This is a genomic window from Bradyrhizobium sp. 157 (assembly GCF_023073815.1).
In the GTDB taxonomy this organism is placed as follows: Bacteria; Pseudomonadota; Alphaproteobacteria; order Rhizobiales; family Xanthobacteraceae; genus Bradyrhizobium.
The window spans coordinates 1-15,030 of the sequence record NZ_JADPKF010000041.1 but is presented as its reverse complement, the minus strand read 5'-3'; the positions used below and the strand labels follow the sequence as shown (position 1 = coordinate 15,030).

15 protein-coding genes are annotated in these 15,030 nt (G+C 62.3%); 10 read left to right on the top strand and 5 right to left on the bottom strand.

Features of this window, described 5'->3' with window-relative positions; genetic code table 11:
- The 3 genes from IVA95_RS09780 to IVA95_RS09770 form a co-directional block, all read right to left on the bottom strand.
- The gene (locus tag IVA95_RS09780) at positions 1 to 1,218 is read right to left on the bottom strand and encodes an EAL domain-containing protein (RefSeq protein ID WP_247510290.1); all 1,218 of its coding nucleotides are present in this window, start codon (positions 1,216 to 1,218) and stop codon (positions 1 to 3) included.
- Between the two features lie 429 nt (positions 1,219 to 1,647).
- Positions 1,648 to 2,607 (bottom strand): TAXI family TRAP transporter solute-binding subunit, encoded by a 960-nt coding sequence (locus IVA95_RS09775; protein ID WP_213246488.1) that lies wholly within the window; start codon positions 2,605 to 2,607, stop codon positions 1,648 to 1,650.
- Positions 2,608 to 2,632: 25 nt separating this feature from the next.
- Positions 2,633 to 4,660, bottom strand: coding sequence for a TRAP transporter fused permease subunit (locus tag IVA95_RS09770; protein ID WP_247510289.1), 2,028 nt, complete (start codon positions 4,658 to 4,660; stop codon positions 2,633 to 2,635).
- A gap of 243 nt (positions 4,661 to 4,903) precedes the next feature.
- On the opposite strand from IVA95_RS09770, the gene IVA95_RS09765 reads away from it, so the two are divergent.
- Positions 4,904 to 5,707: a glucose 1-dehydrogenase gene (locus IVA95_RS09765; protein ID WP_247510288.1), complete on the top strand. Its 804-nt coding sequence runs from the start codon at positions 4,904 to 4,906 to the stop codon at positions 5,705 to 5,707.
- A gap of 128 nt (positions 5,708 to 5,835) precedes the next feature.
- Here IVA95_RS09765 and IVA95_RS09760 read toward each other — a convergent pair whose 3' ends face one another.
- Positions 5,836 to 6,606 (bottom strand): hypothetical protein, encoded by a 771-nt coding sequence (locus IVA95_RS09760; RefSeq protein ID WP_247510287.1) that lies wholly within the window; start codon positions 6,604 to 6,606, stop codon positions 5,836 to 5,838.
- A gap of 214 nt (positions 6,607 to 6,820) precedes the next feature.
- Between IVA95_RS09760 and IVA95_RS09755 the strand changes: the two genes are divergently transcribed.
- The 6 genes from IVA95_RS09755 (at position 6,821) to IVA95_RS09730 (ending at position 11,416) form a co-directional block, all read left to right on the top strand.
- Positions 6,821 to 7,585, top strand: coding sequence for a tetratricopeptide repeat protein (locus IVA95_RS09755; protein WP_247510286.1), 765 nt, complete (start codon positions 6,821 to 6,823; stop codon positions 7,583 to 7,585).
- A gap of 444 nt (positions 7,586 to 8,029) precedes the next feature.
- Positions 8,030 to 9,940, top strand: a complete 1,911-nt coding sequence (locus IVA95_RS09750; RefSeq protein WP_247510285.1) for a propionyl-CoA synthetase — start codon at positions 8,030 to 8,032, stop codon at positions 9,938 to 9,940.
- A 343-nt stretch (positions 9,941 to 10,283) separates the two neighbouring features.
- Positions 10,284 to 10,466: a hypothetical protein gene (locus IVA95_RS09745; protein ID WP_235782735.1), complete on the top strand. Its 183-nt coding sequence runs from the start codon at positions 10,284 to 10,286 to the stop codon at positions 10,464 to 10,466.
- Positions 10,467 to 10,478: 12 nt separating this feature from the next.
- Positions 10,479 to 10,685, top strand: a complete 207-nt coding sequence (locus tag IVA95_RS09740) for a DUF6494 family protein (RefSeq protein WP_213246494.1) — start codon at positions 10,479 to 10,481, stop codon at positions 10,683 to 10,685.
- Between the two features lie 189 nt (positions 10,686 to 10,874).
- Positions 10,875 to 11,093: an alkylphosphonate utilization protein gene (locus tag IVA95_RS09735; RefSeq protein ID WP_247510284.1), complete on the top strand. Its 219-nt coding sequence runs from the start codon at positions 10,875 to 10,877 to the stop codon at positions 11,091 to 11,093.
- A 62-nt stretch (positions 11,094 to 11,155) separates the two neighbouring features.
- Positions 11,156 to 11,416: a SemiSWEET transporter gene (locus IVA95_RS09730; RefSeq protein WP_171579566.1), complete on the top strand. Its 261-nt coding sequence runs from the start codon at positions 11,156 to 11,158 to the stop codon at positions 11,414 to 11,416.
- A gap of 96 nt (positions 11,417 to 11,512) precedes the next feature.
- Here the strand turns inward: IVA95_RS09730 and IVA95_RS09725 are convergent, their stop codons facing one another.
- Positions 11,513 to 12,208, bottom strand: coding sequence for a cell cycle transcriptional regulator TrcR (locus tag IVA95_RS09725; RefSeq protein WP_213246498.1), 696 nt, complete (start codon positions 12,206 to 12,208; stop codon positions 11,513 to 11,515).
- A 220-nt stretch (positions 12,209 to 12,428) separates the two neighbouring features.
- Between IVA95_RS09725 and ispH the strand changes: the two genes are divergently transcribed.
- Genes ispH through rnhA form a run of 3 tightly spaced genes read left to right on the top strand, consistent with a single transcriptional unit; the run spans position 12,429 to position 14,844 of the window.
- Positions 12,429 to 13,397, top strand: coding sequence for a 4-hydroxy-3-methylbut-2-enyl diphosphate reductase (gene ispH / locus IVA95_RS09720; RefSeq protein WP_065726692.1), 969 nt, complete (start codon positions 12,429 to 12,431; stop codon positions 13,395 to 13,397).
- 5 nt (positions 13,398 to 13,402) lie between these two features.
- Positions 13,403 to 14,383 carry a homoserine kinase gene (locus tag IVA95_RS09715; RefSeq protein ID WP_247510283.1) on the top strand — a complete coding sequence of 327 codons (981 nt, stop codon included), beginning with the start codon at positions 13,403 to 13,405 and terminating at the stop codon, positions 14,381 to 14,383.
- Positions 14,380 to 14,844, top strand: coding sequence for a ribonuclease HI (gene rnhA, locus IVA95_RS09710; RefSeq protein WP_028348107.1), 465 nt, complete (start codon positions 14,380 to 14,382; stop codon positions 14,842 to 14,844). The genes IVA95_RS09715 and rnhA overlap by 4 nt, the downstream gene beginning before the upstream one ends.
- Positions 14,845 to 15,030: the final 186 nt, after the last annotated feature.

Below are 15,030 nucleotides of genomic sequence, written 5' to 3'. Positions count from 1 at the left end.
TCAGAGAGCCTTCTCGGAGCCGGCTGCAAGCTGAGGGCGCGACCGCGCGAATTTGCGCACCCCGACCGGCTTGCCGAACAGATGGCCCTGGACCAGGTCGAATCCCATGTCGTGCGCGGCAAGATACTCGGCGCGGGTCTCGATGCCCTGGGCGACGGCGCGAGCTCCGTTGTCTCGGGCCAGTTCGACGATGCGTCGGCATACCGTCTGCTTCAGCCGGTCGTCCGCGCAGCCCCTGACGTATTGTTGGTCGACCTTCAGCTCGACGAAAGGGAAACTCCGAAGCTCCAGCAGCGACGGCCATTCCGCGCCGACATTGTCGATTGCGATCGCGATATTGTGCAGGCGCAGCCGTCTTGCGGTGTCCACTGCGAGATCCAAATGGTCGACCACCTCGCTGCTGTTGATTTCGATCAAAAGTCCGCCGAATGCCGGGTGGGCGGGCATGGCGCGGCACAGATCGCGCACAGCCGCTGCGTCGTCGAAGAACGATACCGGCAGGTTGATCGAGAGGTCGACCGGACCCTGGCTCTCCAGCAGATAGCGCCAATCCTCGATCGCGCGGCCGATCACGAATTCGGAAAGCTTGCGAAAATGCGGATCCTTGTCGTCGGGAATGAAATAGGCCGGCGGGACCACGCCCCAGGCAGGATGCCGCATCCGGACCAGCGCCTCCGCTCCGCTGGGGACCAGCGTGCGGGTGTTGATCTTCTGCTGGTACCACAATTCGAGCCAGCCAGCCTTCAACGCCTCGGCGACGTCTACGGCGGGACTTGGCGCCGGTTCGGCAGGCAATAGCGTCGCGAGGCTGGCGCGCAGGCTCGCCGCGCCGAACGGCGTCGGCAGGGAGGGCAGCATGGCAATGCCGTATTCTTCGCCAATTTGCCTGACGGCCTTAACCATGATCGCGTCGGGTTGACCGATCACGAGAACCTTGCCGGCGAAATTTTTCCGGACGATCGCCTCGAGAATTTCGCCGACATTGATCCCGTCGGCGCACACGCTGAGCACGATCAAGTCGGGCTGCTCCGCCTGCAGTACGCCTGCCAAATCGCCGGCCTGGCCGCATTCGCAAGTCACGAACCCGAGATCCTCGAGAGCGTCGGAAAGAAACAGTCGCAGGTGCTTTTTGCTGTCGATGACGCACGCTCTGGGCGTCAGCTTCCGATGGCCAAAGTGCGCTGCCCGAGAATGCTCGCTAAAGTTGATCTGCTCCATGCCGCGCTCCCACCAAATACCCCGACGCCAGTGGTACATCGGCGTTGCGGTCGCAATCATGGAATTTTTGCGTGAGGTCACATGATTGCTTCGGTAGGGTTAAAGCCGCCGACAAGAATAAAATTTTAGGGAAACTGCTGGTCGGGACGCAGCCAACCAGCGCCCGGGCAACTCGATGGGGTCATTTCATCGGCTTCAACGCGCTGACGCCCGGCTTGGACAACATTTGATCAGCCTCGCGTGTTAACGCCTGTGGTCGCTCGCTGGCGCCGCGATGTTCGTGGCTTAGCAAATGTCGCCTGAGCGCTCCTTCGCAGGAGCAGCAATGCCGCGACACTCACAACCCTATCGATGGCAAAAAGAATGACCGCGGTCCTCGGCAGACCGCGGTCACTGATGACGCAAGCCGAATTAGCTCAAGCACGCCGCCTAGCCGCCGACGCCCTTTTCCTTGAAGTACTTCAACGCGCCGGGATGGAATGGGATCGGCGAGCGCTCCTGCACCTGGTTGTCGAGCGAAAAACTCTCGGCTTCCTTGTGCACGGCGACGATGTCGGCCTTCTTCTCCACCAGCGTCTTGACGATGGTGTAGGCGTCCTCGTTGCTCATCTTGTCGCCGGTGACGATCAGATTCCAGACTTCGGTGATGGAGTTGTCCTTGTCATAGCCGGGATACGAGCCCGCCTTGATCTTGCTCGACGAGTAGAGCTTGCCGTACTTCGCATTCATCTTCTCGGCCAGATCGCCATGGTCGATCAGCTTCATCTTCAGGCCCGGCGTCGCCGCGAGATCGGTGATTGCAGCGGTCGGAATACCGCCGACCCAGAAGAAGGCGTCGATCTTGCGGTCCTTCACCGCATTGACGGATTCGGCAACCCCGAGCCGCTCGCGCTTCATGTCCTTGTCCTTATCGAGGCCGGCCGCCTCGATGACACGGAATGCCATCACTTCGGTGGCGCTGCCGGGCGAACCCGTCGAAACTCGCTTGCCCTTGAGGTCTGCCATGGTCTGGATACCGGTGCCTTCTACCGTCACCACATGCATGCGGTTCGGATAGACCACGAGCAGCGCCTGCAACGGCACCTTGCCGCTCTTAAACTTGTCCTCGCCCTTCAGCGCATCGAGCGCGGCATCGGCCATGGTGAAGGCAAGCTCGCTCTTGCCGGCGCCGATCAGCTTGAGATTGTCGACCGAGCCGCCGGTGACTTCCGCAGTAGCCTGGACGTTGGGAAGGTTCTTCGAGAGCACGTTGGCGACCGCGCCGCCGAGCGGATAATAGACGCCGCCGGTGCCGCCGGTGCCGATCGACATGGTTTTCTGCTGCGCATGGGCTGCGCCGGCAAAGGCCAGCCCCAGGGCCATCGCCAGTATCGCTGTGGTCTTTTTCATTTTTGTCTCCTCAATTGCTTCTTCTCTATGTTGTGAGCGCAGGCCGCTCTGGCGACCGCGTTCTGGCCTGCCACAGCAATACGCCGAAACCGATGATCAGGCCCGGCACATAGGTGTAGCTGATATCGCGCCCGGTGATCCATTCGACCATTGCCTCAATCAGGCTTGGGAACACCAGCAGCAATCCGGATAGCAGAAGCAAGCCACGCTCGACCGCTGTATTTTGTCGCAGCGCCCAGTTCTGGGCAAACGCAGCCAGCGCCAGCAGCCCCAGGCTTGTCTTGATCGTGATTTCGAGAATATCGACCCACGATCCACCCTTGGGGATCGACATCAGCAGGCCGCCGCCCTGCGGATCAAGCACGAAGACGAACGGCACCAGGAACGCCGGCAGCGTATATTTCCAGGATTGCAGCGTGGTCTTGTAGGGATCGCCGCCGGTGATGGCGGCCGCGGCGAACGGAGACAGCGCCGTTGGCGGCGAGACCTCCGACAGCACGGCATAGTAGAAGATGAACATATGCGCGGCGTAGTCGGGCACGCCGAGCTTGACTAGTGCGGGCGCGGCAATGACCGCGCAGATGATGTAGGACGCCGTCACCGGCACGGCGAGGCCGATGATCCAGACGATCAGCGCGGTGTAGATCGCGGTCAACAAGAGGCTGCCGCCGGCATAGGCGATGACGATCGACGAGAATTTGAGGCCGAGACCGGTCAGGGTCACGATGCCGACGACGATGCCGGCGCAGGCGCAGGTGGTCGCGGCATTGAGTGCACCGATCGAGCCGTCAGCCAGTGCCTTCACCAGTTTGCTCGGCACCAGCGCAGTCTCCCGGCGCAGGAAGCTCAGCGCGAACGTCACGACAATGGCGTAGAACACCGATAGCGACGGCGAGTAGCCGATGACCATAAAAAAGACGACGGCGAGCAGTGAGATGAAGTGGAAGCCGTACCGCATGGTCATCTGGCCGAGCGACATCTCGGGCGTGAAGGTCACGTTCTTGGCGTGGAATTTCTTGGCGTCCAGCTCGACCATGAACAAGAGCGACATGTAATAAAGGCAGGTCGGTATGGTCGCCATCCAGATTACGTCGAGATAGCTGATCTTGAGAAACTCGGCGATCAGGAACGCGGCCGCGCCGAGCACAGGCGGCGACAGGATCGCGCCAAGCCCGCCGGCAGCCAGCAATCCGCCCGCAGCGTTCCTCTCGAAACCCGCCTTGGCCATCATCGGATAGGCCACGGTGCCGATCATCACGGTGGTGGCGACGCCCGACCCGGAGGGGCCGCCGAGCAGGAATGACGACAACACCACGGTGCGGCCGGCGCTGTTCGGCTTGCCGCCCATCAGGGCCAGAGAGAAATCGATGAAGAACTTGCCGGCGCCGGAATGCTGCAGGAATGCGCCATAGATGGTGAACAGGATGATCAGGGTCGCCGACACGTCGACCGCGACACCGAAAATGCCTTCCAGCGTAATGAAGAGATGGCCGACCAGGCGGGCCAGGTCGTAGCCGCGATGGGTCCATGGCGCCGGCAAATACGGGCCGAGCATCGCATAGGCGATGAACAGGATCGACACCACCGGCATGATTGCGCCGGTGGTGCGCCGCGTCGCCTCCAGCAGCATCACGATGAAAACGATGCCGACGATCACGTCCCAGCGGTCGGGCGTGGTGGCGCGATCGGTAAAATCCTCGCCACCCCACAGCGCGTAGACGACAGTTGCGACCGCTACGATCCCGGGAACGATGTCCCACCAGCGCACACGGTTGCGAAACCGCGTTGCCAGCGGAAACAGTAGGAAGCTCAAGATCAAGGTGAAGGCGACGTGGGTGTAGCGAAGTTCCTGGGTCGGAACGATCGCGTAGGCCGCGTAGAGGTGAAACAGGCTCATGACCACCGCAATGGTGGTCGAGATTCTTCCCGCCCATCCCATCAGGCGGTTGGCCGCGCCTTCTTCCGCCTCGATGTAGGCTTCCGCCTTGTGCAAGGCTTCATCCGAAACGGCGACGACCTCGTCATTGGGCGGCGTTGTCTTGTCTACGGCCATACTTCCCCCGGGGACCGGTTAACTTTCCGGCCCGACTGCGGCGGGCCTCGTTCGCGGGCCGCATTCAGTCCGGTTTGGGTGGCGGTGGCAAGGGGCTTTTCGGCCTATGTCCAAGTCGCTGCTTTAGCTTTTCGGAGAGGTTGACCCAGGGCCGCCGTCCGTCCAATTTCCGGCCCCAAAATTCGGATGCGCCGCGTTCGTGCGCGCTGCAACGCAACGAAACCCCAACGGGAGAAGAAGTCGATGGAACGGCTCAAGGGCAAGGTGGCGATGGTGGTGGGCGCGGGATCGATCGGTCCCGGCTGGGGCAATGGCAAGGCGACCGCCGTTACTTTCGCGCGCGAGGGCGCTAGCGTGTTCTGCGTCGATCGCAATGCGGCTGCCGCGAAAGAAACCGTCAGCATCATCACGGGCGAGGGCGGCAAGGCTGCCGCCTTCACCGCCGACGTTTCGCGCGAGGCCGAGGTCGAGGCGATGGTGGCGGCGTGCCTGAAGGCCTATGGCCGCATCGACGTGCTCGACAACAATGTCGGCATCGCCGAAATGGGCAGCGTCGTCGAAGTGAACGAGGCGAGTTGGGACCACGTTTTCGCGGTCAATCTCAAGAGCGCCTATTTTGCCATGAAGCACGTTATTCCCGTGATGCGGAAGCAGGGCGGCGGCTCGATCATCAACATCTCATCGATCGCGTCCATTCGCCACCTCGGCATCTCCTACGTCACCTATGGCGCCTCGAAGGCGGCGATGAACCAGATGACGCGCACCACCGCCGTGCAATTCGCGAAAGACCATGTTCGCGTGAACTGCATCCTGCCGGGCCTGATGAAGACGCCGATGGTCGAGCATTCGGCCGGCCTTGCTGCAAGCTATTCGGCCGGCGACGTCGAAGCGATGTGGCGTGCGCGCGACGCGCAGGTGCCAATGGGGCACATGGGCGACGCCTGGGACGTCGCCAATGCGGCGCTGTTTCTCGCCTCCGACGAGTCCCGTTACGTCACCGGGATCGAACTCGTGGTCGATGGCGGGATCACCGTGAAGTCGAGTTAGGGCTGTCATTCCGGGGCGCCCGAAGCGCGAACCTCAGATGTGCAATTGCAGATCGGGGAATCTCGCGCAACAATCTCTGGCTTCCGGGTCGCTCGCTTCACTCGCGCCCCGGAATGACGGCCCTTGCGCTACTGCGCCATCGCCAGGATGCCGCCCGCGAAGGAGTGCCAGAGCGGCGTGACGCTGATCGGCCAATTCAGGAGTTTTACCGCGATCAGCGCAATGCCGCCGTAGACATAGACCGTATGCGGCCGGCCGCGCGTGCGCCAGTCGAACACGATGGCGGCGACCAGCAGGAGATAGGCGACGAAAGCCGGCGGGATGGTCACGGGTACCGGCGGCGGGCCGAGCGGGCCGGGAGGCGCGAGGAAGGTGAGAAACCAGCGGGCGACCGCGGCGTCTAGCAGCGAAATGCCGGCCAGCAGCATCAGCCGCTTATGGGTTTCCGGCCGCCGGATGGCGACAATCGCCAGCGTGAACACCACGGCAAAGAACAGAATTCCGCTGAGGGGAACGATCGCGAAGGCGATTCCTTCATCGGTCAATCCCGCCGCAGCGGAGCGCTTCATCGCGTGGACCGCGACCATAAAGCCAAAAATCGTCATTGCGGTCGCCAGTGAGACGCCGATCATGCCGATAGCGCGGTGCCGGGCAACTTTGCCGGATGCAGCAAGCCAGCTCTGGAATGCGAAATAGAGCGACCAGGCGAAAAACAGCAGGCCGTGAAAGTGCACGACGGGCGAGGCCGAGAACGATCGCTGCGCCATTGGCAGCCAGTAGGTCGGCGCGAAGCCGAGAAAGGCAACGGCCATGCAGGCCAGCGCCATGTAGAAGAAAAAGTAGCCGGTTTGGGATTGCGCGATGGCGCGCGGCGGATTGAAGTCGGTCAATGTGGTCATGGTTGTTGAGTCCGCGAGAACTGCAAAAGGTTCACAGTAGATTTTCTCACGGATTGTATTCTTCCGTGTGTGAAGAGGATTACGTTTTCCCGCAGGTCACGTTTCGGCCAAAATCTGTTCTCGTGCTAACAGGAAATTTGCAGGCAGCTTGTCGAAAACGCAGGTCGCTTGCTAAGATCGCGCAGCAATCGATAGCGCGTTTCCGGATCAATTGATGCGAGGCAATCCCGATATCCGCAATCTGGTCGCGGCCTCTGTGCTGTGGATGGCGTTTGCGCATGATGCGTCGGCGACCGGGGCCGAGCCGGTCAAGGATTTTCGTATCGATCCTGCGACCTGTCTTGCCGCTGGCCTCGCGCACGATCACGACAGGACGGTGCATCTCTGCAGTGCGCTGATCGACAACGCAAAGGCCGAAAAGGCCGACCGCATCAAGGCGCTGATTGCACGTGCGACCGCCTATGAGCGTACGGACATGATCGACCGCGCCATCGCCGATTATGATGGCGTGTTGCGGCTCGATTCTTCGCACGCCGATGTTTACAACGCGCGCGGCGAACTCTGGCGCAAGAAGGGTGATCTGCCCAAGGCGGTGGCCGATTTTGCCGCGGCGATCAAGCTGAACCCCGACCACGTCGTCGCAAGAGCCAACCACCGGGCGCTGGCGCAGGAGGCGGAGCGGCAGGGCGCGCTGAAGGCGGTCGCCGGCAAGCCGAGCTTCAACTGCGCCACCGCGCGCCGCAACGTGGAGAAGGCGATCTGCGCCAATCCCGAACTCGCCGATCTCGACCGCGAAGTTCAAGGGTCGTACGTCAGGGCGGCCGCCGGGAAGATGACCCGACAGCAGGCGCGCAGGCTGCGGCGAGAGCAGGAGGAATACATCGCCCGCCGCAACGCGGAATACGGCGGGCCCGACTATGATCTGAAGAAGGCCATGCGCGACCGCCTGCAGCAGATTAACGGGATCGACGGGTACTAAACGTCAGGTCGAAAAAGCGATCTGTGCCGACGCGAGCCTTGCCCAGCTCGACCGCAATATCAACGACGTATTCCTGCGGGTGATCGCCAACGCGGAAACCGACAGCCATCGCGCCGCGCTGGCGCTGACCCGGCAACAGCGCAACATCGAAAAGCGCAATGCCTCGTGCGGCCGTCGCGGCTACGACCTCCGCCAGCCGTGGAGGAACGGCTGGAGAAGCTCAATACCATTGCCCGGCAGTAGAGTTTTAGTCGAACGGTCAAGCCATTCCCGGCTTGATCTCCTGCCGCTTCCCGTGACAATGCCCCGGAATAATATCGCTCAGCCGTCATGGCCGGGCTCGTCCCGGCCATCCACGTCTTGCTTTCCTTGACTTGAAGCAAAGACGTGGATGCCCGGCACAAGGCCGGGCATGACGACATGTGTGAAGACGGGGAGTGCGCCATGAACACCCAAGACAACAGCCGCTATCACGAGGTCCATGCCCGCTCGCTGGCGAACCCGGAAGTATTTTGGGCCGAGGCGGCGCGCGAGATCGACTGGATCGAGCCGGCCAAAAAGATCTTCGATCCCACGATGGGCGCTTACGGCCGCTGGTTTGCCGGCGCCGTGGTCAACACTTGCTACAACGCGCTCGACCGCCATGTTGCGGGCGGACGCGCCGATCAGGTGGCGCTGATCCACGATTCGCCGCTCACCAATTCCGTCTCGAAATTCACCTATGCCGAGATGCTCAAGGAGGTGCAGACGCTCGCCGCCGTGATGGCCGATTTCGGCGTCGGCAAGGGCGATCGCGTCATCCTCTATATGCCGCTGGTGCCCGAAGCGGTGTTTGCGATGCTGGCCTGCGCGCGGATTGGCGCAGTGCACAGCGTGGTGTTTGGCGGCTTCGCGGCGAAAGAACTCGCGACGCGGATCGATGACGCCAAGCCGAAACTGATCTTCTCGGCAAGCTGCGGGATCGAGCCCGGTCGCATCGTGCAGTATAAGCCGCTGCTCGACGAGGCGATCAAGCTTTCCAGCGCGAAGCCGCAAGGCTGCATCATCCTGCAGCGGCCGCAGCACGTTTGCGAACTCGCGGCGAGCCGCGATCATGACTGGGCGACGCTGCGCCGCGCGGCGCTCGACGCCGGCAAGGCAGCGCCCTGCACGCCGGTACTCGCAACCGATCCGCTCTATATTCTCTACACCTCGGGCACCACGGGAATCCCGAAAGGCGTCGTGCGCGACAATGGCGGGCATCTGGTCTCGCTGAAATGGTCGATGTTCAACCTCTACGGCGTCAAGCCCGGCGAGGTCTGGTGGTGCGGCTCCGATATCGGCTGGGTGGTCGGCCACAGCTACATCGTCTATGGGCCGCTGATTCATGGCGCGACCTCGATCATGTATGAGGGCAAGCCGATCGGCACGCCGGACGCCGGCGCGTTCTGGCGTGTCATTTCCGAGCACAAGGCTGTCGCGCTGTTCACCGCGCCGACCGCCTTCCGCGCCATCCGCAAGGAAGACCCCGACGGCGCGTTCATCCGTAAATATGACCTGTCGAAATTCCGCACGCTGTTTTTGGCCGGCGAGCGCGCCGATCCGCCGACGGTAGAATGGGCGGAGGCGCAATTGAAGGTGCCGGTGATCGATCACTGGTGGCAGACCGAGACCGGCTGGTGCATCGCCGGCAATCCGGTGGGCCTTGGCATGTTGCCGGTCAAACACGGCTCGCCGACGGTGCCGATGCCGGGCTATCAGGTCGACGTGGTCGACGAAGCATCCAGGCCGGTGCCCGCAGGCACCATGGGCTCGATCGTGATCAAGCTGCCGATGCCGCCCGGCTGCCTGCCGACGCTGTGGCAGCAGGATGAACGCTTCAGGGAGGCCTACCTCACCGAATTCCCCGGCTACTACAAGACGTCAGACGCCGGCTACAAGGATGAGGACGGCTATGTCTGGGTGATGGGCCGCACCGACGACATCATCAATGTCGCCGGCCATCGGCTTTCCACCGGCGGCATGGAAGAAATTTTGGCCTCCCATCCCGACGTCGCCGAATGCGCCGTGCTCGGCATCAAGGACGCGATCAAGGGCGAGGTACCTTGCGGCTTCCTGGTGCTGAAGGCCGGCGTGACGCGAGCTCCGGCCGAGATCGAACAGGAGATCGTGGCGCTGGTGCGCGACAAGCTCGGTCCTGTCGCAGCCTTCAAGCTTGCGATCACGGTCGGCCGCCTGCCGAAGACGCGGTCGGGAAAAATCCTGCGCGGCACCATCAAGAAGATCGCCGACGGCGAAAGCTGGACCATGCCGGCAACCATCGAGGACCCCAAGGTGCTCGACGAAATCGGTGACGCGCTGAAGGGCAGGGTGTAGACGATCGCAGTCATTCCGGGATGGTGCGCAAGCACCAGCCCTCAGGTGCGCAATTGCGCACCGGGAATCTCGAGATTCCGGGTTCGATGCTTCGCATAGCCCCGGAATGACAGTTCCTCGTCATGCTCCGGGCTTGACCCGGGCATCCATCATCGTCAAAGCAGGCTGCCATCTTTTCGATGGATTGCCGGGTCATCCCCGATCAGGTCGGGGAAAGGCGCCCGGCAAGACGAGATCGGAAGAACGGGAGCCCCGCATGCAGTCCGGAGTCGCCAAGCATTTCATCGCCCTCGTGCTCATCGCACCACTGGTCGCCGGTTGCCTCGAACGCGGCCAGCCGACCATGGTCGACACCAGCGCCGACGATGACGCGTTCTGTCGCTCCAACAATGTCGCGCCGGGCTCGAACGACTACGTCATCTGCCGCAAGAACCGCGACGTCCAGCGCGCCAACGCCAATGCACGTACCGACCGCGCCCAGCGCAATCTCGCCGAGCAAATGCTGAACAATCCGACGAGGCCGTAACGGGAGGCCACCATGAACGAAGACACCTTCAACGCAAGCCTGCGCAAATTTCTCAAGCAAGTCGGCGTCACCTCGCAACGCGAGATCGAAAAAGCCGTGCGCGATGCGGTCGAAACCGGCAAGCTCAAGGGCCATGAGAAGCTGCCGGCGAAGATGGTTCTGACCGTCGGCGGCATCGCGCTCACGCATGAAGTGAACGACGAGATCGAATTGGGCTGAGAAGAGGAGCGCTTGTTTCCCTCTCCCCTTGTGGGAGAGGGTGGATCGGATGAGCATAGCTCATTCGAGACGGGTGAGGGGTTGTTTCCGCGGAGACAGACCCTCATCCGTTGCGGACTTCGTCCGCGCACCTTCTCCCATAAGGGGAAAAGGGAAGAGGTGCTCCGGTTTCTCACAAGAAGGCATCACATGGACATCAAGGTCAGGGATTCCAACGGCGCACTGCTCGCCGATGGCGACAGCGTCACGCTGATCAAGGATTTGAAGCTGAAGGGATCCTCCACCGTGCTCAAGCGCGGCACCGTGATCAGGAACATTCATCTCACCGACAATGAGGACGAAATCGAAGGCCGCACCGACAAAGTCAAGGGCCTGGTGCTGCGCACGGAGTTCTTGAAGAAGGCGTGAGGGGTTGGGCTCACCCGGTTGCGCTTGGCAAACCATCTTCAAATCGATGCTATAAGACCGGCATGGAACAATTTGCAATCAAGCTGCTGGGGTTTGCCGCTGCAACGTGCACGACCCTCGCTTATGCCCCCCAGTTCGTGAAGGTCTGGAGAACCCGCTCCACGGACGACATTTCGCTGGGCATGTTTCTCGTCATGGTGCTCGGCATCCTGCTTTGGCTGTTGTACGGCCTGCTTTCCGGAGATGCGCCGCTGATCGTTGCGAATGCGATTACGATCGTCCTGGCGGGGGGAATTCTCTTGATGAAGCTGAAGTACGGTTGAAGCGCAGCCAGCCGGCTCGCAGTGTTCACCGCAAGAAAAACGCGGCAGGTGACCCGCCGCGTTTGAAATCTCGTAACCGAAAAATATCGGAAGCGCTTACTCTTCCTGGTCCTGCTTCTTGCCGCCGATATTCTTGAGCTTGGCGAACACGGCATCGACGTTGAGGTCGTCCTGCGACTTCTCGCTTGGCTCGAACTCCGGTTCCTTCTTCGTGGTCTCGGAGGCCGGCAGCAGGGTGGCACCGCCGTAGGCCGCGGGCACCGGCTTTTCCTTCGCCGCGCGTTGCACCTCGAAATCGAGCTCGATCTGCGAGCACAGGCCGAGCGTCACCGGGTCCATCGGGGTCAGCGTCGAGGCATTCCAGTGGGTGCGGTCGCGGACGCTGGCAATGGTGGTCTTGGTGGTGCCGACCAGGCGCATGATTTGCGCGTCCTTCAGCTCGGGATGATTGCGGACCAGCCACAGGATCGCGCTCGGCCGCTCGTGACGGCGCGACACCGGGGTATAGCGCGGGCCCTTCTTCTTGGCGGCCGGCGGCAGCACCACCTTGCTCTCGCCGAGCTTGAGGCGGTAGTTCGGGTCCTTTTCGCCCTTTTCGATCTCGTCGCGGGTCAATTGGCCGGTCGAAATCGGGTCCATGCCTTTGATCCCCTGGGCGGCGTCGCCATCGGCGATGGCGCGGACCTCAAGGGGGTGCATTTTGGTGAAATCGGCCACCTGGTCGAAGGTCAGCGCCGTATTGTCGACCAGCCACACGGCCGTCGCCTTGGGCATCAGCGGTGCATTGCTCATGGCAAATCTCCTTTGTGCCTCGCCCACCTCTTTTTAGGAGGCGAAGCCTGTGGTCATCGTTGATGACGGGAATTGAGGGCTATATACGCCTTCCAACCCCTTTGGCGCAATGGTCTGCTAAAGTGCCTTGACACAGCCCGAAACCAGTCCCAAGTCCTTATCCGAATTGGCCGTTCCCTGCCCGCCGGCAAGGGGTGATTCGGTCCCGAGATAGCGCCCCATGCCAGCCAAACCAGACCTCAGAATCGTGCTTTGTTCCCCCCGCGGCTTCTGCGCAGGGGTGGTGCGGGCCATCGATACCGTGGAGCGGGCGCTCGCCATCTATGGCGCCCCCGTCTATGTCCGGCATGAGATCGTGCATAACCGCTACGTGGTTGACAGCCTGAAGACCAAGGGCGCGATTTTCGTCGAGGAACTCGCCGAGATCCCCGACAATACCAACGCCCCGGTGGTGTTTTCGGCCCACGGGGTTCCCAAATCGGTTCCGGCGGACGCCCGCGCGCGCAATTTCTTCTCACTGGACGCGACCTGCCCGCTGGTTACCAAGGTGCACCGCGAGGCCGCGATCCACTTCAAGCGCGGTCGTGAAATCCTGCTGATCGGGCATTCGCATCATCCCGAGGTGGTCGGCACGCTTGGGCAGTTGCCGACGGGCGCGGTGACGCTGATCGAGACCGCTGATGACGCCAAGACGTTCACGCCGAAGGATCCGAACAACCTGGCTTTCGTGACCCAGACGACGTTGTCGATCGACGACACCGCCGAGATCGTCGCACTGCTCAAGGAGCGCTTCCCGAACATCAACGGCCCGCACAAGGAAGACATCTGCTACGCCACCACCAACCGCCAGCTCGCGGTGAAGAAGGTGGCGCCGGTGGTCGATGCTCTGATCGTGGTCGGCGCGCCGAACTCGTCGAACTCGCAGCGCCTGCGCGAAGTCGCCGAGCGCGAGGGCTGCCCGGTCTCGGTGTTGGCGCAGCGCGCCTCGGATCTCGACTGGTCGCGCTTCGAGGGCATCAAGAGCCTCGGCATCACGGCGGGCGCGTCCGCGCCGGAAGTGATCGTCGAGGAAATCATGGGCGCCTTCGCCGAGCGCTTCGAATTGCATGTGGAGACGGTGTCGGCCGCGGAGGAGAACGAGTTCTTCCCGCTGCCGCGTTCGCTGCGGCCCGAAGCTGCCGCCGAGTAGTCGCGATGGCGGTTTACACCGACGTGGCCGCCGAAGATCTCGCGGAGTTCCTCAAGGGCTACGAAATCGGCGAGTTGCTCTCCTACAAGGGCATCGCCGAAGGCGTCGAGAATTCCAATTTTCTGCTGCATACCAGCAAAGGCGCCTTCATCCTCACGCTCTACGAAAAGCGCGTGGCGGTAGACGATTTGCCGTACTTCCTGTCGCTGATGGCGCATCTGGCCGAGCGCGGCGTGCGTTGCCCGCAGCCTGCCCGCAATCGCAAGGGCGAGGTCTATAGCGAACTGGCCGGGCGTCCGGCGGCGGTCATCAACTTCCTCGAAGGCATGTGGCCGCGGCGGCCCAACGCCGCGCATTGCACCGGCGTCGGCGAGGCGCTCGCAAAGATGCATCTGGCGGGCCGCGACTTCCTGATGTTCCGCAAGAACCCGTTGTCGGTGGAGGGCTGGCGGCCGTTGTTCGATCTCGCGGCACCGCGCGCCGACAGCGTCGCGCCTGGCTTGCAAGACTTCATCGCGCGCGAGCTCGACCACCTCGAGGCAAGCTGGCCGAAAGATCTGCCGCTCGGCGTCATCCACGCCGATCTGTTTCCCGACAACGTCTTCTTCCTCGGCGAGAAGCTGTCGGGCCTGATCGACTTCCCGTTTTCCTGCAACGACATCCTGGCCTACGACATCGCGATCTGCCTGAACGCGTGGTGCTTCGAGCAGGATCATTCCTTTAACGTCACCAAGGCGCGCGCGCTGCTCAATGCTTACGGCCGCGAGCGGCAATTGTCTGATACCGAGCAGGAGGCGCTGCCGCTGCTCGCGCGCGGTTCGGCGCTACGTTTTCTGCTGACGCGGCTGGTTGATTTCCTCAACGTGCCGCCGGGCGCGCTGGTGAAGCCGAAAGACCCGCTCGAATATGTCCGCAAGCTGCGCTTCCACCAGAGCGTTTCCAGCGTGCGCGATTACGGCCTGACCCAGCCCGGATTTGTTGCTTGAGTGAACTGCCTCACGTGACGGTTTTTACCGATGGCGCCTGCTCGGGCAATCCCGGCCCCGGCGGATGGGGCGCGATCCTGAGGTTCGGCGACAAAGAAAAGGAATTGAAGGGCGGCGAGCCGCACACCACCAACAACCGCATGGAGCTGATGGCCGCGATCTCGGCGCTGGAAGCGCTGAAAAAGCCATGCGTGGTCGATCTCACCACCGATAGCCAGTATGTCCGCCAGGGCATCAGCGGCTGGATCCATGGCTGGAAGCGGAACGGCTGGCGCACGGCGGACAAGAAGCCGGTCAAGAACGTCGATCTCTGGCAGCGCCTCGACGCCGCACTGAAACCGCACCAGGTGCGTTGGCACTGGATCAGGGGCCACGCCGGCCACGCTGAAAACGAGCGCGCCGATCAATTGGCGCGCGAGGGCGTGGCGATGGCGAGGTTGCAGGAGAGAGTGGGGAAGTAGCGCCGCCGCATCCTCCCGCCGTCATCACCCGCGAAGTGTTTAGCCCGGACAGATCACTGACAGGTGTTCGGAGACATAGCTGACACATCAAAATTGGCTGGATTGGTCCGATTCGGGAGCCGTCCATGCCGTGGAACGAGGTGTCAGTAATGGATCAGCGACGCGAGTTCGTGCGACTTGCCTTGC